13 protein-coding genes are annotated in these 21473 nt (G+C 60.1%); 8 read left to right on the top strand and 5 right to left on the bottom strand.

From position 1 onward, the window contains the following. The first annotated feature begins 7 nt into the window (after positions 1 to 7). The 4 genes from NZ746_06920 to hslO all read left to right on the top strand — a co-directional run bounded on the left by NZ746_06920 (position 8) and on the right by hslO (position 8282). Positions 8 to 1501 (top strand): sodium:solute symporter, encoded by a 1494-nt coding sequence (locus NZ746_06920; GenBank protein MCS6817095.1) that lies wholly within the window; start codon positions 8 to 10, stop codon positions 1499 to 1501. A 19-nt stretch (positions 1502 to 1520) separates the two neighbouring features. Then, complete coding sequence (locus tag NZ746_06915; protein MCS6817094.1) at positions 1521 to 3263, top strand: Na+:solute symporter; 1743 nt, start codon at positions 1521 to 1523, stop codon at positions 3261 to 3263. A gap of 310 nt (positions 3264 to 3573) precedes the next feature. Then, complete coding sequence (locus tag NZ746_06910; protein MCS6817093.1) at positions 3574 to 7203, top strand: carboxypeptidase regulatory-like domain-containing protein; 3630 nt, start codon at positions 3574 to 3576, stop codon at positions 7201 to 7203. Between the two features lie 152 nt (positions 7204 to 7355). Further along, complete coding sequence (gene hslO / locus NZ746_06905) at positions 7356 to 8282, top strand: Hsp33 family molecular chaperone HslO (protein ID MCS6817092.1); 927 nt, start codon at positions 7356 to 7358, stop codon at positions 8280 to 8282. Here hslO and NZ746_06900 read toward each other — a convergent pair. Then, entirely contained in the window at positions 8279 to 9523 is a 1245-nt protein-coding gene (locus NZ746_06900; protein ID MCS6817091.1) for an MFS transporter, read from the bottom strand. The genes hslO and NZ746_06900 overlap by 4 nt on opposite strands. Positions 9524 to 9789: 266 nt before the next feature. Between NZ746_06900 and NZ746_06895 the strand changes: the two genes are divergently transcribed. Then, positions 9790 to 12915, top strand: coding sequence for a TonB-dependent receptor (locus NZ746_06895; GenBank protein MCS6817090.1), 3126 nt, complete (start codon positions 9790 to 9792; stop codon positions 12913 to 12915). Between the two features lie 120 nt (positions 12916 to 13035). Continuing rightward, a complete protein-coding gene (locus NZ746_06890; protein MCS6817089.1) occupies positions 13036 to 14031 on the top strand; it encodes a hypothetical protein in 996 nt (331 codons plus the stop codon). A 28-nt stretch (positions 14032 to 14059) separates the two neighbouring features. Here the strand turns inward: NZ746_06890 and NZ746_06885 are convergent, their stop codons facing one another. The 4 genes from NZ746_06885 to NZ746_06870 form a co-directional block, all read right to left on the bottom strand. Beyond that, positions 14060 to 15181 (bottom strand): P1 family peptidase, encoded by a 1122-nt coding sequence (locus NZ746_06885; protein ID MCS6817088.1) that lies wholly within the window; start codon positions 15179 to 15181, stop codon positions 14060 to 14062. A 91-nt stretch (positions 15182 to 15272) separates the two neighbouring features. Continuing rightward, positions 15273 to 17459 (bottom strand): LPS assembly protein LptD, encoded by a 2187-nt coding sequence (lptD, locus tag NZ746_06880; protein MCS6817087.1) that lies wholly within the window; start codon positions 17457 to 17459, stop codon positions 15273 to 15275. 262 nt (positions 17460 to 17721) lie between these two features. Continuing rightward, complete coding sequence (locus tag NZ746_06875; GenBank protein MCS6817086.1) at positions 17722 to 18249, bottom strand: hypothetical protein; 528 nt, start codon at positions 18247 to 18249, stop codon at positions 17722 to 17724. A gap of 82 nt (positions 18250 to 18331) precedes the next feature. Then, positions 18332 to 19255, bottom strand: a complete 924-nt coding sequence (locus NZ746_06870) for a YihY/virulence factor BrkB family protein (GenBank protein MCS6817085.1) — start codon at positions 19253 to 19255, stop codon at positions 18332 to 18334. Between the two features lie 214 nt (positions 19256 to 19469). On the opposite strand from NZ746_06870, the gene NZ746_06865 reads away from it, so the two are divergent. Further along, positions 19470 to 20801, top strand: coding sequence for a DUF4147 domain-containing protein (locus NZ746_06865; GenBank protein ID MCS6817084.1), 1332 nt, complete (start codon positions 19470 to 19472; stop codon positions 20799 to 20801). Between the two features lie 95 nt (positions 20802 to 20896). Beyond that, positions 20897 to 21433 (top strand): periplasmic heavy metal sensor, encoded by a 537-nt coding sequence (locus NZ746_06860; protein ID MCS6817083.1) that lies wholly within the window; start codon positions 20897 to 20899, stop codon positions 21431 to 21433. The last annotated feature ends 40 nt before the right edge of the window (positions 21434 to 21473 follow it).

Below are 21473 nucleotides of genomic sequence, written 5' to 3'. Positions count from 1 at the left end.
CGCAACGATGCGCCTGCATCCGCTCGATCTGACGATCCTCATCGCGTATCTTGTGGGGACGACGCTCCTCGGGCTGTGGCTCGGGCGCGGGCAGCGCACAACGAAGGACTATTTCGTCGGTGGACGAAATCTCCCTTGGTGGGCCATCGCCCTCTCGATCGTGGCGACCGAGACGAGTACGGTCACGTTCATCAGCGTGCCCGGATACGCGTACATGAAAGGCGCCAACGGCGAAGGGGGAGATCTAACCTTCATGCAACTTGTCTGCGGATACCTGGTCGGGCGCCTTATCGTCAGCGTCTTCTTCATCCCCCTCTACTTTCGTGGGGAGCTGCTGACGGCGTATCAGGTCCTCGCCCATCGCTTCGGTGAGCGCGCGCGCCGCGCGGCTTCTGGGCTCTTTCTCGTCACGCGGAGCTTAGCTGACGGCTTTCGACTCTTCGCTACGGCTATTGTGCTCGCCGCGGTGACCGGATGGGATGATCCCATCTCGATCGCAGTGATTGGCGCAGCGACGATCCTCTACACGTATGTGGGAGGGCAGCGAGCCGTTGTTTGGACGGACGCCATCCAGTTCGGCGTGTACATGCTGGGCGCGCTGGCTGCGGTGGACGTGCTCTTGGGAGGTATTCCCGGCGGATGGACAACAGCCTGGACCGTGGCCGAAGCACATGGGAAGTGGCGAGTCTTCGACTTCACGTGGAATCTGACGCGGAGCTACACCTTCTGGTCGGGGATCGTCGGGGGCGCTTTCTTGGCGATGGCGACCCACGGGACCGATCAGCTTATTGTGCAGCGCTATTTGACGAGCCGCACAGCGCGACAGGCGATGGCTGCGCTTCTGGTGAGCGCCCTCATCGTCTTCTTGCAGTTCCTCCTCTTCTTGCTCATCGGCGTCCTACTCTTCGTCTTCTACGCGCATTTTCCTCCGCCGACCCCGTTCGCAAAAAGCGATCGCATCTTCCCCTATTTCATCGTGCATGAGTTGCCGGCCGGATTTGTGGGGCTCATCGTAGCGGCCATCTTCGCGGCGGCGATGTCGACCCTCTCCAGCTCCCTGAACTCCTCGGCCGCGGCGGCGGTGACGGATTTTTATCGCCCTCTTCGGGGCGAACGTTTCCCGGAGGCCCATTATCTCCGCGTCGCTCGTGGACTGACCCTTGGCTGGGGGATCATTCAGATCAGCGTCGCACTTGTTGCCCGCGCGCTCTCGCAGCGCGTCGTGGATGAAGTCCTGGCGATCGCGGCCTTCACCAACGGCGCTATTCTTGGCGTCTTCTTCCTCGGCACGCTCACGCGGCGCGTCGGCGAATCGGCGGCGTTGGGGGGGATGATGAGCGGTCTTCTGGTCATGCTCTACGTCAAGTTCTTCACCTCGATCGCTTGGCCGTGGTTCGTCGTGATCGGATCGGCAGCGACGTTCATCACGGGCTGGGCGATTCAAACACTGAGAGAGCTCGCAGTCCGAAGAGTCGAGCTGATGCGAATCGAGCGATCATGAGCACGTCGTCGAAGGTCATATGGAGCTGACGCAAAGCGACTGGATCATCATCGCGGCATATTTCGTCCTCTCGCTGGGGATCGGACTAGCGTACACCCGGCGAGCGGGTCGCAATGTGGCGGAGTACTTCCTCTCGGGTCGGCACTTGCCGTGGTGGTTAGCCGGCACGTCCATGGTCGCGACGACCTTCGCGGCCGATACCCCTTTGGCCGTCACCGAGATGGTCGCTCGACATGGCGTAGCCGGCAATTGGCTTTGGTGGAACTTCGTCATGAGCGGCATGCTCACGGTCTTCCTCTACGCTCGGCTCTGGCGACGCGCCGGAGTGATGACGGATGTGGAATTCATCGAGCTGCGATATGCTGGGCGGGCGGCCGCTTTCCTGCGCGGCTTTCGCGCGATTTATCTCGGGCTTCTCGTGAACAGCCTCATCATGGGATGGGTGACTCTGGGGATGGCGAAGGTCATTGGCCTGTCCCTCAATATTGGGAAGTTGGAAGCAGCCTTCCTCTGCCTGGGGATCACCGCAATCTATTCCCTGCTCTCGGGACTCTGGGGCGTCGTCGTCACGGATGCCGTCCAGTTCGTCATCGCCATGGTGGGATCGGTCGCGCTCGCCCTCTTCGCCCTTCAGGTCGTCGGAGGAATGTCCGGGCTCATGGCGCGACTCCCAGAGCATTTCGGGAGCGTGGAGGCGGCCACGGCGATCTGGCCGGGGTGGAATTCCCCTTGGCTGCCGCTTGAGACGCTCCTCGTTTACATCGGCCTCCAATGGTGGGCCTCTTGGTATCCGGGAGCGGAGCCGGGAGGCGGAGGATATATCGCCCAGCGCATCTTCTCGACCAAAGATGAGCGGCATGGCGTCCTGGCCACCCTCTGGTTCAACATCGCCCATTATGCATTGCGGCCGTGGCCGTGGATCCTGGTCGCTCTCTCAGCCGTCGTCCTCTATCCGCAATTGCGCGCGACGGATCCGACGGCGCTCTACGTGCGCGTGATGGTGGATCACCTGCCCCCGGTCTGGCGCGGACTGCTACTGGCTTCCTTCGCCGCAGCCTACATGTCGACGATCGCAACTCACCTGAATTGGGGCACGTCGTACCTCATCAATGACTTCTATCGCCGCTTCATTCGCCCTTCGGCCGATGAGCGACACTATGTTCGCGTCTCGCGCCTGGCGACAGGTGCCCTGGCGCTCATCTCGATCATTGTGACGCTGAACCTGCAACGAATCACCGGCGCGTGGGAACTCCTTCTCAGTCTTGGAGCGGGAACGGGGCTCGTCTACCTGTTGCGCTGGTTCTGGTGGCGGATCAATGCCTGGTCGGAGATCGCCGCCATGGCGACGGCTCTCGTCGTCACCATAGGACTGAAAATCGTGCGTCCGTTTCCCGAAGATGACCCCCTGCTCTACGCTAAGTCCATGCTCGTGACCGTCACTGTGACGACAATCGTCTGGCTCGCGGTGACCTGGCTCACACCGGCCGAACCCGAGGCGAAGCTGCTCGAATTCTACCAGCGCGTTCGCCCGGGCGGTCCTGGCTGGGCTCCTCTCCTCCGACGGCTCAACGTTCCTACTCCGAATTCGCTGGTCCCATATCTGGCGAGCTGGGCGCTCGGATGCGTGCTCATTTACGGCGCTCTCTTCGGGATCGGCGCCCTGATTTTCGGTCAATGGACCGAGGCCCTCCTCTCGTTTGGCATCGGATTGCTCGCAGGCGTTGGAGTGCTCAAGCTGCTCGTCCGCAGCCAAAATGCCTGAGGAGAAGTTATGCTCACCATAAGAATCGGCAAAGGAAGCCGCTCGTTTCCGAAGATTTGGAAATTTCTTCCAGATTTTTGGAAGCATGGCTTCGGCCTTGGGACGAAGCGAAGAAGGTTCCCCAACGCTATCTATCTCTCATGGAGCAACTTGAACAGGAGCGCGAGTTCATCCGCACCGTGGAACGGAAATTGCTTCTGGATTCTGCAGCGGCTCTCAAGGTGAGAACCGCGTGTGTGCGTGATTTTTAACACATTTCAGGGCCCGGCCACTGTGCTGAGGCCCTGCAAGATAACGCCGGAGGAAGCTTATGAAAAGACTCATTGTGGGCGTGACATGTTTAGCGCTCGTGGTCTCTGGATTCACAATGGCGTTCGGCCAAGGGACGACCTCGCGAGTCGTCGGTGTGGTGACCGATCCCACAGGAGCCGTCGTCCCTGACGCCGTCGTCACAATCACCAACGAAGCCACGCGCGTCTCCTACACGACCCGAACGACGTCGGCGGGGACGTACGTGTTTGACTCCATCCCCATTGGAACCTACACGGTGACGGTGGAGAAAGAGGGATTCAAGAAGTTCATCTCCATGGGGAACGTGTTGACGATCGGGCAGCCGATGACCGTCAACGTGAGGCTCGAAGTGGGACAAATCGCGGAAGCGGTGGAAGTCACAGGAGCGGCTGAGTTGGTTCAGACCAGCACCTCTGGGAATTTTGGGAACCTCGTGAGCCAGCAAGCGATCCTGAACCTACCGATCGTCGGCGTTCGGGGGCGCAATCCCCTGAGCTTCGTTCTCTTCCAACCCGGTGTGGTCTCGGGAGCGAATACGGGAGGTGGCGTTCACGTGCATGGCTCGCGCGATCGCGCATGGAACTTCACGCTCGATGGCATTGACATTAATGAGACGAGCGCTGGAGGATCGAACTTCTCGCCGCTGCGCGCGAATCCCGATATGTTGGCCGAGTTTCGCGTTCTGACGGGTAATTTCACGGCTGAATACGGCCGCAACAGCGGCGGACAGGTCACGATGGTGACGCGCTCGGGGACGAATGAATTCCACGGCACGCTCTTTTGGTTCTACCAAACGCCTCGCCTGCACGCGAATGAGTACGAGAACAACCTCAATAGCTTACCGAAGCGCCAATTCGTCCAGCACATCCCAGGCTTCAGCTTCGGCGGTCCCATCGTCCGCAACAAGACCTTCTTCTTCACGAACCTGCAGGTCCTGCGCACCCGCGAGACCCGTGCTATCACCAGCACCGTCTATACGGCCGAGGCGCGACGTGGGCTCTTCCGCTATGTCCGAGGTGGGCGGAATCTCCCGGCGGGCGTCCCGGGCGCTTCCGTGGATTTCAATGGGAATCCGCTGCCGGGGCTCAGCATTGGCGTTTACGACATCGCGGCGAACGATCCGGCTGGCTACGGCCTTGATCCTGTGATCAAGCGCTTGATCGACATGACCCCGCTGCCCAACAACTTCACCGTGGGCGATGGCTTGAACGTCGCCGGGTTCACGTGGTCGGCCATTCAGCGGGAAGAGCAAGAAGACTTCGTCTTGCGGATCGACCACGTCTTCAACGAGCGACACACGCTCTTCGGCCGATGGGCGCATGGGCGTCAGGATACGCTCGGCGACTTCGCCAACAGCGGATGGGCGCGCTTCCCCAACACCCCACGCTTTGTAGACACGACGCGCGATCCGCGGAATCTGGCGATCAACTGGCGCTGGACGCCAACGGCTCGCCTGACGAACGAGTTCGTCATCGGGATGAACCGGTTCACTTTCAGCTTCAACAATCCCGATCCGAACCCACAAACGCCCCCGTTCGTCTTGAACAACGTGACAACACCGCTGCCGGGAACGGATCCTTTCTTCTACAACGCGCGCGCCTTGACGACGTATCAGCTAGTGAACAACCTGACCTACGTTCGCGGGGCGCATACGTTCAAAACTGGGATCAACTTCCGCTATCAGCGTCACATTGATCGGCGGACGTCGGTGGCCGGACTGAACACGCGTCTCTCGGCCGATCTGAGCACGGCCGTGAACACGGTGGATCCCGTCGCCTTCAGGCTCCCGGCGGATATCAACACCACGTTCGATCGTCCTCGCCTGCAGGCGGCGATCAACGATTTGCTCGGACGCGTGGGGACGCTCAGCCGAGCTTTTGTCGCCATCAGCGACGATCAGTACGGACCGCCGGGGACGACCTTCAGTTTCGATGCACGCTATCCCGAATACGACTTCTACTGGCAGGATACGTGGAAGATTCGCCCGAATCTGACGCTCGATCTCGGTCTGCGCTGGGAGATCAAGCTCTCGCCGAGCGATCCGCGCAATCGGATCCTGCGTCCGGACCGTCCCGTCGTCCTGGGTGCACCTCCGAGCAACACGATCCGCTGGGTGAAGGGGGAGCTGTATGACGACGACTGGAACAACTTCGGTCCCACGATCGGCTTCGCCTGGGATCCGTTCGGCACGGGGAAGACTTCGATCCGAGCGAACTATCGTCTGGCTTACGATCGCGTGCCGACCTTCCTCTTCTCGTCGTTCATCTTCCCGACGATGCCGGGAATCGCGCTGCCAGTGATCAATCAAGAGTTCGGACAGCGTGGCGGGCGCATCCGTGATGGGTTGCCGGTGCTGGCCCCTCCGGCTGGCCTGACGCCTGCGCAACTGCGGCAACCGGCGCCTTTCTCAACGGCGAGCATTCACGTCGTGGATCCGAGCATGCGCTCGCCGAAGACGAACATGTGGGGATTGAGCATTCAACGCGAATTGGCGTGGAAGACCGTGCTCGAGCTGAACTACATCGGACGTCGTGGCGTGGGATTGCTCGGTGCCTACAACATCAATCAGGCGGAGATCTTCCAGAATGGATTCCTGGAGGCCTTCCGCATCGTGCAAGCTGGCGGAGAGAGTGACTTGATCAACCGCTTGTTGGAGAGAGACTCGCGGCGACGGACGGGAGAGACCGGCTCGCAAATGCTCCGACGCCTCTTCACTTCGACGCTGAATTTGAACTCCGTGGGCGCCCTGGCGGCCTCTCTGGCGACGCGCACGGAAGCGGGTCAACCCCTGGTTGTCGCCAGCGGCTTCAGCCCCTTCTTCTTCTTCCCCTTCCCGCAGTTCTCTGGTGGTCTCGTCGTGCTCGATAGCAACGACTTCTCGACCTATCACGCCTTCGAAGCGCAGATCTCGCGGCAGCTCAGCCGCGGCTTGAGCTTCCAGTTCAGCTACACCTTTGCCAAGTCGCTCGACACTCGCTCCTTCGACCCAACCTTCACGACGGCTGCGACGGGAACCGCACAGGCGGCTTCGAGCACGCCCTTCGATCTCCGCAATCGGCGATTGAACTACGCGCTCTCGGACTTCGATCGTCGCCACTCCTTCCAAGGCTATTGGACGTGGGATCTCCCCTTCGGCTTGGGCCAGCGCTGGGGATCCAACTGGCATCCCGTGCTGAACCACATCGCCGGAGGCTGGCAGGTCGCTGGCATCGTGCGCTGGCATTCGGGTCGTCCCTTCACCGTCTATTCCGGCGCGAATACGCTGAGCAACGTTGTCTCCTCCCCGGCCGATTGCAACGGGTGCACGCGAGAGATGGGGCGCTTGATCATGGAGGCGGGAACCTACTATTACTTCGACGCTCAACAACGCGGGCTCTTCTCGATCCCGGCTCCTGGGAGACTCGGAAACACCGGGCGGAACTTCTTCATCGGTCCTTCACTCTTCAACCTCGACCTCACCATCGGGAAGCAGTTCCGCGTCACCGAACGACAAAACCTGCAATTCCGTCTGGAGATTCAGAACGCGACCAATACGCCCTCGTTCGGATTCCCGACGGCGGTGGTCACCAGTACCGTCTTCGGCCGGGTGCGGGATAGCGTCGTCAGCAGCTCGCGAAAGATGCAACTCGCCTTGAAGTACAACTTCTGAAGAGCGCCCTGGGCGTAGGGAGAGATTCAACGCTCTCCCTACGCCCTCCCCCAATCGGGCGCGATCTCATCCCTTCCTCATCAAGAGAGATTCCCTCATTCCCTCAATGAGCACGAATGGACGTGTGCTATAATGGGCGGTGCGAGGTGCACATGATGGAGCGATCGAAAGATCTGCTGGTTCGAGCGACAGCATGCGATGGCATGGTTCGGTGCGTCGCGGCGATCACGACGAATCTCGTGGATGAAGCGAGCCGTCGGCATCGCACTTCGCCAACCGTATCGGCAGCCCTCGGGCGCACCTTGACGGCGGGCGCGCTTTTAGGGAGCATGTTGAAGGATACGGAGAAGGTGACGCTCCTGCTGCAATGCACGGGTCCGATCGGCAGCATCACCGTCGAAGCCGATGCGCACGGAAACGTCCGCGGATACGCCAAGAATCCGCAGGTCGATTTGCCGCTCAACGAGAAAAAGAAATTCGACGTCCGCGGGATCATCGGCGGCGGGATGCTTTACGTTCTGCGCGAGGCCGATTATTATCGCACGGGTCTCTTCTGCGATCCCTATTGCGGCTCGGTTCCCATCGTCTCGGGAGAGATCGCCGAGGATGTCGCCTACTACTTGACACAGTCGGAGCAGATTCCCTCTGCTGTTTCCCTAGGTGTTTTCGTCCTCCCCGATGCAGAGCGGTTCTTCCGCGTTGAGGCTGCCGGAGGGTTTCTCATCCAAACGTTCCCGGGCACCTCGGATGATGTCCTCCGAGAGCTCGAAGCCTCTGTGCTCGCGGCTCCCTATGTTACGGAGATGATCCGCCGGGGAATGGGACCGCGCGAGATCTTGCAAACGGCGCTTGGCCAATATGCTTTTGAGATCCTCGAGGAGAAGGAGATCCGCTTCGCGTGTACGTGCTCCCTGGAACGAGCGCGCCGTATTCTCGCGGCTTTGGATCCAAAGGAACTGCGTGCCATGCTCCAAGAGGATGGAGGGGCCGAGATGGTTTGTCACTTCTGCAACGCCACGTATTGCTTCGACGCGACGGAACTGCGCGCATTGCTTCCCACAGGCGATCCGACTCCCTAGCGCAATCGCAACAAGTCGCGGGCGGAAGCGGCCAATCCACTGACGAAAGCGGCGATGACAAGCCCCCCGATGGCTAAAGCCCGCGGAGCGCCGATCCACTCTGCCAGCGATCCCATCACGAGATTCCCAACCGGCATCAATCCCATGAACGAGAGCGTGTACAGGCTCATGATGCGACCGCGCATATGGCCGGGCACGTGCGTTTGCAACAGCGTGTTGACGACAGCCGCGCTGCTCACCATCGCCCATCCATCCACGAAGAGGAAGAAGAGCGAGAGCCCAAAAGTGCGCGAGAGCGCAAAGCCAAACGTCGAAAGGCCGAAGGTAATTCCGCCGAGAACGGCGAGCGTTCCTTTGGATCGAAAATCTCCCAGGCGAGCGAGCACCAAAGCCCCGAGGACGGCCCCGGATCCGCTGGCCGCCATCAAATATCCGAGGCCCGTCGCTCCACACTGAAGGACGTCGCGAGCGAAAATGGGTAGAAGCGTGATATACGGAAGACCAAAGAGGCTGATCGCCGCGACGATGGCGAGCAGACGAAGGACCTGGCCCTGCGCGCGGATGTAAGCGATGCCCTCGAGAAATCCTTCCCACAGGGAGTTCACCCTCGGAGGACCAGGCGCCTGCGGCAGCTGCATGCGCCGCAGAGCAAAGATGAGGGCGAGGAAACTCACGGCATTGAGGTAGAAACATCCCGCTACACCGATCGCGCCGACGGCGAATCCTGCGAGCGTCGGACCAATCACCCGCGAGAGGTTGAATTGGATGGAATTCAGCGCGATCGCGTTCATCAGATCTTCGGGCTCAACCAAATCGCGAACAATCGCCTGATAGGTCGGCAATGTCAACGCCGTCATCACACCGCTCAAGAGCGCGATGACGACGATTTGTCCGACCGTCACCACGTGGAGCTCCGTCAGTATCCCCAATCCTAGGGCCAAAACCATCAGCGCCGTCTGCGTCATGATCAAGAGCCGCCGCCGATCGAAGAGATCCGCGACCACTCCTCCGACGAGCGAGAAAGCGAGGACTGGAAGCGATCCGGCAAACCCCACGAACCCGAGCCAGAAGGGCGAATTCGAGAGTTGCAACACGAGCCACCCCTGCGCGACCGATTGCATCCACGTCCCAACGTTGGAGAAGAAAGACCCCATCCAGAAAAGGCGATAATTGCGGTTTCGGAGCGCGCGAAAGATATGCCTGAATCCGCGCGGTCTCAGTGCGCCTGTTTCGACGGTCACCTCTGCGTGGTCTCCTCCGGCGAATTCCCATTGGGAATGTAGGGGGCGCGTCTCTCTCCTGTCAAGCGTCCCCTTCCACCGCTGCTTCCTTCGAGCGGTGGACGCTTTACGGAAATTTTACTTGCAGCGGCATCCGGATCGGGCTAAAATCTTCCCTAGTCCGAGATGGGCGTGAGATAACGATGAGCGTAGGACTTTCATGTCCGAATCCTTCTTCAACCATGGGGGCACCCATCCTGTGGTGAAATCCTGAGCTAAGGAGGAAGATGACCATGAACCTCATGACGCGTATTACCCGGCGTTGGACAGGCCCCATAGGGGCTTTTCTCTTGATCTGCCTCACGGTGACTTCCGCAATAGCTCAAACGCAGGCCAGCACAGGACAGATCGTGGGCCTCGTCCTGGACCCGCAAGGCGCTGCCGTACCGAATGCGAAGATCACCGTCGTGGAGACCACGACGGGATTTCGACGCGAGGTCTTCACAAATGAAGCCGGTCAATATCGAGCTGTGCTGCTACCGGCGGGACGCTACAGTGTGACCGTGGAGGCATCGGGCTTTCAAACGGAGACGCGAACGGGCATTGAGGTCAATGTGGGCCGCGCGGTTGATGTCAACTTCACGCTCAAGGTGGGCACTCTCGCGGAGATCGTCGAGGTCACCGCGGGTCTCGGTGTGGACACCACTCGCTCGGAATCTGGCGCCATCGTCAATGCTCTCGCGATTCGCAATCTGCCAATCAACGGACGCCGATTCCAAGATTTCATCCAGCTTACTCCCACCGTTCAAGTCGAACCACAACGCGGTCAGCTCTCCTTCGCCGGTCAGCGAGGGATCAACAGCAACATCTCCATTGATGGCGCCGATTACAACGAACCGTTCTTCGGAGGCATCCGCGGCGGCGAACGCTCCAACAGCGCCTTCACGATTCCGCAGGAAGCCATTGCGGAATTTCAAGTGGTGACGACGAACTATGCGGCGGAGTTCGGTCGCTCGACCGGAGGGCTCGTGAACGCGATCACGAAGACGGGAACGAATGAGCTGCATGGGAGTGCTTTCTACCTGCTCCGCCACAAGGAGCTGACGGTCGAAGACGCCTTTGGCCAGCTCTCGTTGGCGAAGCAACACCAATTCGGAGGTTCGATCGGAGGCCCGATCAAGCGCGACCGGCTCTTCTTCTTCGGTGCGATCGAGGACCAGCAGTTCTCAACACCGCGCCAGGTCTTCTTCCCCCGTCTCATCGGGATCGCGCGAACGCCCCAGAACCAGGAGGCCTATGACTTCTACAAATCCCTCGAGGTCCCCTTCACGCAGACCAACGACGCCATCACCTTCTTGATCCGGACGGACGCTCAATTCGGTGCCAATCACCGACTCGCCGTGCGATACAACTTCAGCGACAATAAGGCGGAGAATGCGAACGCGACGGGTGAGCAACTCAGCCCCTTCACGAATCGCGCCCTCAGCAACAATGGGACGGAGGGAGACCGAACGAGCACGGTCGTCGGCCAGTTGAGTTCCGTCTTGACCCCTCGCTTGCTCAACGAGCTGCGCGCGCAATATTCCTGGGAGAAACGTCCGCGCACAGCTAATACACTCGCTCCGAACGTGAATACCTTCATCGGATCTTTCGGCACGCGGAACTTCCTGCCCACGACGCTGACGGATTGGCGCTTGCAGATCGTCGAGGCCTTGACGTGGAACGTGGGATCGCACAGCTTGAAATTCGGATTCGAGTGGAATCACGTCTTCGTGAACCAACTCTTCGGCTTCAATCAAACAGGGACGTTCAATCTCGCGGGGACGAATGCCGACGCTCACCTGCGGATCCTCTCGCTTACCCCTGGTGATCCGAACGACAATCGCTTCGATGACCCGAGCGTTACCTATGTCCGGCAGATTGGGAACCTGCTGCTGGAGGCTCGGAGTAACGAGATCGCCTTCTTTGGCCAAGACAGCTGGCGCGCGCGACGGAACCTCACGCTTTACTATGGGCTCCGCTACGAAGGGCAATTCAATCCCGAGCCGGAAGTGAATAACACGGCCCTCTACAATTTGGTGAGGAACTTCCGCTTCCCGCTCGGCCAAGTGGATCCGGCGTATATCCCGGACAACACCGATCAGATCATGCCGCGGATGGGGATCGCCTGGGATCCCTTCGGGCGAGCGCGGACGGTCGTGCGGGCGAACTTCGGGATCTACTATGCGCGCACGCCTTTGCTCCTGATGGCCGCGCCGATGAACAACTTCCGCCAGCCACCGGGTGATCTCTCCATCCAGCTTCCGCTTCGAGTTCCCGCGGGGAATCCGAACACAACGGTCTATCGGCAATTGCTCGCCATTGGCATTGACCTGAATAAGTTCACGCTGGACAAGCTGCCGATCATTTCGGCGCAGGATGTGCAGCGCGTCGCTGCCGCTTTGGGCATCCCGGCTCCGGATCCCTTCACGGGGGTGAACGTGATCACATGGGCCGATGATTACCGGAATCCGCGCGCTGTGCAATGGAGCGGGGGGATCGAGCACGAGCTGTTCCAGGGCTTCACGACCGGGCTTGACTTCCGCTACGTCAACACGGTGAATCTGCAGCGCACGCGCGATTACAATCTGCCACTTCCTATCATCCGGGCGAATGACCTCAGCCGACGCCCCTTCTTCGGCCTGCGCTCGCGCGTTCAATCTCGACCGATCCCGACGCTCGGTGCCGTCTGGGTGCGCGAATCCTCCGCTCGTTCCCTCTATCGGGGATTCACCTTCAGCGCGAACCTGCGGCGTTCGCGGGTTCAATTCAATGCCTTCTACACTCTCTCGTGGAACTACTCCGATGACGATAATGAGCGCAGCGCGACCGGCCAGGAGGACACCGTCAATGTCTACGACCTGCGACCGGAATTTCACTTCTCTCGGCTCGATGCTCGTCATCTCTTCACATTCAATACGGTCGTGAGCCTGCCTTTCGGATTTGAAGCTTCGAGCATCGTTCGGATGCAATCAGGGCGACCGCTGAATCCACTGACGGGTGGAGATACGAATGAAGATTTCGCCACCAACGATCGTCCGATGGCAGCTCCTGGCGTGCTCATGAAGAGGAACTCGTTCCGTGATCGAGCCGTACGCGTCGTAGATTTGCGCATCCTGAAGGGATTTAACCTGTGGAGTGAGACGGCGAAGCTGCAGCTCTCAGTGGAGTTTTTCAACCTCTTCAATTTCGACAATGTTACTTTCGGAGGATCGAGCCGTATCTACGGCTTGGGGATTGATCCCGCGACGGGCAATCCAGCTCCTGTGGATCCGCGGTTCCGGCAACTTCGACTCCCCGATGGAACCCTGAACCAGGACAATATCCCCGGCACGCCCTTCCAAGCTCAAATCGGCGTGCGCTTGATCTTCTGAACGTTTCGGATGAAGAGGCGCCGGTGAATGACCTGAGCCGGCGCCTCCTGATTTCTCCATTGAGGAAAGCGTCTGAGGACGCCCATGTGATATAATGTCCCCGCTATCGGGAGGTTGATCATGCCGTTCACGGTGAAAGATTTTCGAGATTTGGTGCGCATCTTAGAGAAGCACCCGGAGTGGCAGGCCGAGTTGCGCCGCCTGATTCTGACTGAGGAACTGCTGGCGCTCCCGGGACTCGTCCGCGAGTTGGCGGATGCCCAACGACAAGTCGTGGAACAGCTCCTCATCCTAGGGCAACAGGTCCGCGCTCTTGCCGAGATTCAACAGCGCACTGAGGAACGGATCTCCGCTCTCGAAGAGCAAGTCCGCGCGCTGGCTGAAGCCCAGCGGCGGACTGAGGAGCGAGTCTCCACCTTGGAGGAGCAAGTCCGTGCTCTCGCTGAAGCCCAACGACGAACGGAAGAACAGGTCCACGCGCTAGCCGAAGCCCAGCGGCGGACTGAGGAGCGAGTCTCCGCCCTGGAGGAGCAAGTCCGTGCTCTCGCTGAAGCCCAACGACGAACGGAAGAACAGATTCGTGCTCTGGCCGAGGCTCAGCAACGCGCGGAGGAGCAAATTCGCGCTCTCGCAGAAGCGCAACGACATGCGGACGAACGAATTAAGTTGCTCACCGACAGAATGGCAGATGTTCAAGGCCGAGTGCTCGAATGGCGCTATCGAGAGCATGCTCATGCTTATTTCGACGATCTTCTGCGGCGAATTCACGTACTCTCCACCCAAGAGTTAGCGAACCTCCTCGATGAGCCAATGGCGAGAGGAGCGCTCTCGCGTGCCGAACGTAAAGAGATCCTCATGAGCGACATCGTCCTTCGCGGACGGCGTTGGGCCGACGATGCGGAAGCGTTTCTCATTGCGGAAATCTCGGTGGGAATCGGCGAGGATGATGTGGAACGCGCCACGCGACGAGCCGAGCTGCTCCGACGAGCGCTCGAGCGTCCGGTCATCGCCGTCGTCGCCGGTCGAGGGATTACCCCACAGGCGAGCGCTCTCGCTCGTGAGCGCGGCGTGTGGCGAATCCTCGATGGCACACCGATCGCACCGCACGAGGAATGAAAAAGATTCGACGCCCCCTGTGATCGTCTCATCGAAGGCGGTCATTTTTTCCCACAACGTTATACGCGCGCAGGATCTCCAGCGTCCGCTCCAGAGGAAGCGCCTCAACGACCCGTCCTCCGCGCCCGCGCATCGTCGTCGCTCGAAAGAGCGAGTTATAGATAGCCTCTTCAGTCGCCTCGATGACAGCGAGGAAAAGCGGCGAGAGCGCGTCATCGCTCAAAACGGTGAGCGTTCGCTCTCGTCCGGTTCCAATTTTGATCCGAACGGATTCCGCCGTGCTGAAAGCGATCACATAGTCACCGCTGCCGTGCGACATGATTGATCCCGTCCGCGCCAACCCGAACAAAGCGCGCATGGCTAACCGCCGAAGCCCTCGTGCATCCAGCGGCGCGTCCGTCGCCACGACGATGATGACCGATCCCCCTTCAGATTCCTCATCACGAGCTCGCCCTTCCAGTTCGTCTCGAAGATAATATCGCCCGAGCTCTCGTCCTACCGGCGCTCCATTGATTGTGAGGATCCCGCCAAAATTCGTCTGGACGAGGACGCCGACCGTGTAGCCCCCGAATTGAGGAGGGAGCACGCGCGAAGCCGTTCCGATTCCTCCCTTAAACCCGAACGCCACTGTACCTGTCCCAGCTCCTACGCATCCCTCCTCAACCGGTCCCTCTCGAGCGCTCCGCACAGCTGCCAAGACGTCTTCCTTGGAGACGTGACGACCGCGAATGTCGTTCAAGAGCCCATCGTTCGTCTCGGCCACAATGGGATTCACTGACCGCACCTCTTCGTTCCCCGGCAAGGAGAGCACGTAATCCAAAAGCGCATCCGCCGCACGGGGTACGCTCAACGTGTTCGTCAAGACGATCGGCGTCTCGATCTCTCCCAGCTCAGCGACCTGCGTCGCTCCCATCAATTTTCCGAACCCATTGCCGACGACGATGGCGGCGGGGACTCGCTCGCGAAAGATGTTCCCCCCATGGGGGAGAATAGCCGTCACTCCCGTGCGAATGTCGTCTCCGCGGATGAGGGTCACGTGACCGACGCGAACGCCCTTTACGTCGGTGATCGCATTCCATGGTCCCGGCGGGAGCACGCCGACTATGACGCCGACTTCTCGCGCCCGCGGTCGCGATTCCTGTGGTGGCATTTTATCCCCACCACCGGCCGAAGTCCCTCCTAGGAGCATCGCGCTGATCATGAAGAGGAGCCTCATGGCTTCCCTCCTCCTTGTCGAATTCTCAAAACGGCGAATATGGTTCGAAGAACCGGCGTCCGGCTGCCGTATGAGGCCCGAAGCTTCCAATTCCATTGAGGACGATAGCGACGGCGAAGCGGTTTTCGCTCCGCACGCCCACTTTGAACGTCGTGTTTTGAAAGAGAAGTTGGCAACAATCGAATCCGTATCCGATCCGCACTGAGGAAGAAATCAAGCGCCCGGACGATAGGTGATCGCCCGTGCGTCTGTCCGTGAAATCGTAGAGCACATCCGCGCTCACGAAGAGCCCGCGCGTCGCGTTCCCCACGGCGAAGGACGCGTGATACAAATTCCCAGAAAACGTCCCAGGTTCAAACCGACCATCGGGGAGCGCGAGGCGTTTCGTCCAATACCACGTGTGAGCGAAGGCGAGCGTTTCTCGCTTGATCCCTGCCGTCATTCCGAACGCGCGGATCGTTTTCTTCGAAGGATCGTAATCGAAGCGCACGTCAGCGAAGAGCGAGGCGAGCGGTTGCGCGCGCGCGCTCACTCGGATCGGAGAGAAGCGACGCGCGCGTCCGCCGAAGGAGAATCCGGAGAACGCGTAAGTCGGAAGGAATTGATTTCGCTGATCGGGTTGCAGCGCTCCTCCGAACCAGGGATCGAAGAAGTACTTTTGCGCGATGCGGATGGAGAGCCACTCGGCACTTCCCTCGGATTCCGGCAGGACATCCGACTGACCATCTCCAATGCGCCGATCGGCGAAGGAGCGTTCTCCTTGCGCCTTGCTGCGAATCCCGAGAAAGCGATGAGTCATCGCATACTCGATCTCGTGGGTGTCGACGACGGTGTCGCGCTCGTCCACGCGGATTGCCCGAAGGGCGTTGGCTCCGATCCCCGCGATGCGCCGATATGCGATCGTGGATTCGATGAGATGTCGGAACCAAGGATGTCCGTCGCGATGGTGGAAGCTCCGCTCCAGCGTCGGCAATTCCACATTCACGCTCGCGTCTGCATAACGGCGCGTCCAGCTTTGCCCCCGAAGGCGCGTCCGATCGTGAGGATCAGTGCTCTCGGAGTAGAATGTCGCGCGCAGGGCGAGCTCGGGTGTCAGCGTTATGCCTCCTAACGAGAAGATGGGGAATGTGAACCGGGGATGGGCGTCGAAGCGTTGCACAAGAGAAGGCGTCCGAAACGTCGGTTCCTTACGGGCGATCCCTTCGACGGCGGCGTCGAAGGAGAAATAGATCGGGACCTTTGTGGAGAGCAACTGCGGGCGCCCGGAGAGGATGAACGAAGGAAGCTGGCGCAGCGTGACAAGAGCCCCGGGGAGAATAACATCGCGCGAAAGGAAGAGCATGTTGAAGCTGTAATCGCCGAAATTGTTCGAGAGCGAGATCTGAATGCGTTCTTCCGGAGAAATGGCCTGCTGGAAGTTATCCGAGAAGACCTGTCGAAAGGCGAAACTGCTCGTGAGGCTGACGTCGGCCGTTCCTACGAATCCCATCGGGAAGTATTGCACCGCCCGCAGGTAATAGGCGCTCCCTCCCTGATTGGGACCGGGAGGCCCAAAGAGCCGATCTTGGACGAGGAAGAACCCGGTTTCCACCGAGGAGTCTTCGCGCGTTCGCCACCGGAGGTCGGCTCCATAGCCCAATCCTCGAGCGGTGAAGATGTGGAAGCGCGGCGTGATGTCGGCGCTGCGCCCGAGGGTCTGGTAATAGGGAATCGTGAGGGAGATCCCCTTCACAGTGGAATTACTGAACCCCGGCAGCAGGAAGCCCGAATTTCGCACCCGCTTGCTGATCGGGACGGACGCATATGGGAGGGCGAATACTGGGACTCCCTTCACGCGAAAGGCCGGCCAAAGGAGCGATACCCGTTCGTTCACCCGCAGCGTCATTCGGCGCGTGGTGAAGCTCCACTTCGGAACCCGCTCCTCGCAAGAGGTAACACGGCCATGTGAGATGATGAACGTGTGGGGAGCAATTCGATCCACCCGCGCTGCCTCGATATAGAGTCTCGTCCCATCCGGGGTCCGATCGGTAAATCCTTGAACCTCCCACACCGTCCCCTGCCCCGTCTTGAAATTGAACCAAGCTCGACGTCCGGTGAAACGCTGTCCCTCAGCCAGGAGAACGACGTTCCCGATGGCCTCTGCATCCTCGGTCGCCTCGTTATAGACCACGCGGTCTGCTTCCAGACGAACCGTCGCGTATCGGATCTCCACCCTTCCCTCGTATGTGACGCGCCCTCCTTCGCGCGAGAGACGATCGGCCTCAATCTCGACCTGAAGCGCTTGCAGCGAGCGGGCGTAACGGACGCGGGCAAAAGTGGATGAGGATGCCTCCCCCAAAGGCCGGGATATGCTCTCGCGCGGAGCCGCGAGAGCAAGGGTCAAAGAACCTCCCCACACTAAGAGGTTGAGAATCCCAATCCCAAGCGCGACCGCTCTCATGGAAGGAATGGCGACGGAAGCAAGCGCACGATGATCATGTCGGATCTTCCGCTCGCGAGAGGCATCGCCGTTCGATCACCACACGGGCTTGATACTCGATGGCTTCCAAGAGCAAGATCACGCGCTCGCGATCATCCAACTCGCGCTCGAAGATGCCCGTCAGCCCGCGCAGAGGCCCTTCGCGGACGAGAACGCGATCGCCAGGTTGAGGCGATCGGTCCTCCAAACGGACATACCCATCCGGACCGACGCGCGATCGGATCTCCCGAATGATCATTTCGTCCACCGGGAGAGGGACGTCGCCGCAGCTGATGACGCGCAAGACCCCGCGCGCATATCGGATGAGATGAAGATAGGTCGCCGGGCAGAACCGCGCGAAGAGATATCCCGGGAAGAGGGGCTTGATCACCTCGCGCGGAACGCCATAAATCAAGCGCTCCTGCCTGACCTTCGGAAGGAAGACTTCCAGATCGAGGCGCGCGATGTTCAAAGCGGCTACCTCCTCTCGATGAGGCTTCGTGTGAATGGCGAACCAGTGTGTCTCCCGATAGAAATCCATCATGTCCCTTCCTTCGCCCGCACGATCCCTCCGGTTCGCCCATCAATCATAGCGACTAGCCGAAGGTTGTCAAGAAGGATCCCCTTCAGTGTGGCAACGGCTCACCTCGTGTCGCAACAATGCGCACGGTCGCCAATCGGCCTCCCCGTTCCTCGATCAGATGCGCGCAGTGCAGCACCGCCGTCATCTGAGCGCCAAAGAGCATGATGAGGCTCGAAATGTAAATCCACGTCAACGTCGCTACGACGGCGGCGATGGAGCCGTAGAGCTGATCGTAAGGGAACTTCACAAGACTCCACGCGAAGAGGTACTTGGCGATCTCCCACGCGAGTCCCGCAATGAGGGCTCCCGGCAGGGCCTCGATCACAGTCACCCTCGTGTTCGGCATGATCTTGTAAACGAGGAGGAAGAGGGCCACGGTGAGAACGAGACCGACCGCTCCGAAGACCACTTGCCAGAAATATCCATCCAGGACGAGCGCCATTCCCGCTGCTGAGAAACTCCCTATTCCCGACTGAAGGAAGGTGAGAAGCCCTGTCATCAGCGCGGAGAGGACCAAGAGGATCCCCACGACGATCAGCATCGCGAGCGTCAACAACCGCCCTCGCACGAACGAGCGGCAAGGCGTGCGCCAGATGCGATTGATGGCCTTCTCTGTGATCGTGAACGCCCACGAAGCGACCCATAGGATGATGGCGAGACAGGTGAGCACTTGTCCCCGCGAAAGCGAGGGGAAGGAACTCAGATGCCCTCTGATGGCCTCATGCGAGGCCGGTAAGAAGGCAAGGATGATCTCAATCGCCCGAAGATTCAGCTCTCGGAACGTCGGGTACTCCTGGCTCAACGTGAAGAGGAGAAGCAAAAACGGATAGAGGCCGAGCATGGCGAAATAGGAGATGGCTGCCGCCGAGGTCGGCAGCTCATTGGCGAGAAAGTGGGAGAACGTGCTCGTGACGATCGCCCGCTTCGGCACTCCGTTCCGTAATGTCGCAAAAGGCACCTGTGCCATCGGCGACGATCTCCCCCTCGATTCCAGCCCCGCGCGATGAAAAGCGCGGTTAATTATACCACATCGTGGGAAGGCACAAAGGGCGGGGTCTCTTCTCGCCGAGACGAACGCTGCTCTCCCTCCTGTGCCCGCCGTCGTTGCGGGACGAGAACGATCATCGGCACGCACCTCTCCGCCTGGAAAGCCGACTCGCGTATGCTACAATTCGGGAGCGATGAAGGAAGCAGCGCGGGACATCTTCTTGCGCACGCTCGAGCGGATTGATGTGCGCGCCGTCGTGCGTGCTCAAGCTGTATTAGAGGGTGAACGACTTGTGCTCTGCGGGGAAGCGTTCGATCTGTCCCGTTACTCGCGCCTCTTTGTGATCGCGTTCGGAAAGGCGGCCCTCGCCATGGCGAATGCCTTTCACGAATTACTGGGACCGCGCATCACCGCTGGCATTGTCGTCACGAACGCGCTCCCTCCGCAGCATGATCTCCGCGAGGCGAAGCACTTCATCCTGATCGAGGGCGGTCATCCCATTCCTAACGCAGGGAGCCTAGAAGCAGCCGAGCGGATTATGAATCACCTTCGCACCGCCGACGATCGCACGCTCGTCATCTTCCTCGTTTCCGGAGGCGGATCGGCCTTAGTCGAGAAGCCCTTCGAGGATTCGATCACCCTAGACGACCTGCAGCAATTGAATCGCATCCTGGTCACGGCAGGAGCGACCATCGCGGAGATCAACGCCATTCGGAAGCATCTCTCGGCTATCAAAGGGGGGCGATTGGCCGCCCTCGCTTATCCGGCGCGACAGGTGACGCTGTACATCTCCGATGTGAATCCCGGCGATCTCTCCTCCATCGCTTCGAATCCGACGGGACCTGATGAGACGACGCTCGAAGACGTCTATCGAGTGATCGAACGCTATGATCTTCTGCCGCGCCTTCCCGAGCGAATCGCTCGACTCATTCGGGAACGCCGTTTGCGCGAGACTCCGAAGCCGGGTGACCCGATCTTCTCGCGCAGCAGCTACCACTTGCTCATGGATAACCGGACGGCCCTTCAAGCGGCGGCCGACATCGCGACATCGCTTGGGTTCTACGTGAGTGTGGATCCCGAACCGTATGAGGGGTATTATCGCGACGTGGCCGATCACCTCCTGGCCCAGCTCGTCCTCCTGCGCGAAGCCCACGTGGGAGATCCTGTTTGCTTGATCGCGGGTGGCGAAGTAAGCTGCCCCGTGCGCGGATCAGGAATTGGTGGGCGGAATCAGGAATTCGTCCTCTACGCGGCGCTGCGACTCCCCGAATTGGCGGCTGGCGGCGAGATCGCCGTGCTGAGCGCCGGCACGGATGGAATTGACGGGATCAGCCCGGCTGCTGGCGCCGTCGCTGACGCGCAGACGGTTGCTCGCGCGCGTGCTTTGGGCCTCGATCCGGAGCGCTTCCTTCAGGAGAACGACTCATACACGTTCTTCCACCACCTCGGGGACACGGTAATCACTGGGCCGACGGGGAATAATGTCCGCGACCTTCGTCTCCTCCTAGCGCGAAAGCCATCGTAATGGCCACCCCTCCCCGGCGAAAATGTCGCCAGACTTTCACCCGAGGAGGACCGTCTTATCCAAGTGGTGATACCGTAATGAGGAGGTGAACGGCGATGGGTTGGAAACATAGATTGCTCGGCCTTTTCATCCTTCTTATGCTCGCTATTTCGGGCCGATTCTCGGCCAACGCGCAGGATCAAGAGGCGGCGCAGGGTTCATCGCCTCCGGATCCGCGCGTGGAGGTCGTCCGAACCTATCTGAGCTTGACGCCGTCGCAGACCGAACGCCTGACCGCGTTGCTGCGCACGCGGGAGGAAACATTGGCTCCTTTGCTTCGGGCCCTTGCGGCTCAATCGGCGGAACTCTCTCGCTTACTTCAAGCGCCGAGTCCCGATCCGGTCGCCGTCGGGAGCGTCGTCATCGCGTTGCGAGGCACGCGGGCTCAAATCGAGAATGTTCAAGATACGTTCCGCAACGGGTTCCTCGCCCTTCTGACGGAAGCTCAGAAGCGGAGGCTCGCAGGTCTGGAACAATTCGTGGAGAACCAACAGGCGGCTCCCGCTTTCCTCTCCCTCGGCCTGCTGGATGTGGATCTCAGCCCAGAGCCTCGGCGAACGATCCGGAAGGCGCTCGGTTTGGACCTACCGTGAGCCCTTGCATCTGCGGGCGTGGCGGTCCAGTGCCCTCCGC

It is taken from the genome of Blastocatellia bacterium (assembly GCA_025055075.1).
Taxonomy (GTDB): Bacteria; Acidobacteriota; Blastocatellia; order HR10; family HR10; genus HR10.
Note: the sequence above shows the minus strand (reverse complement) of the source record. Positions and strands in the feature narration are given on the sequence as shown.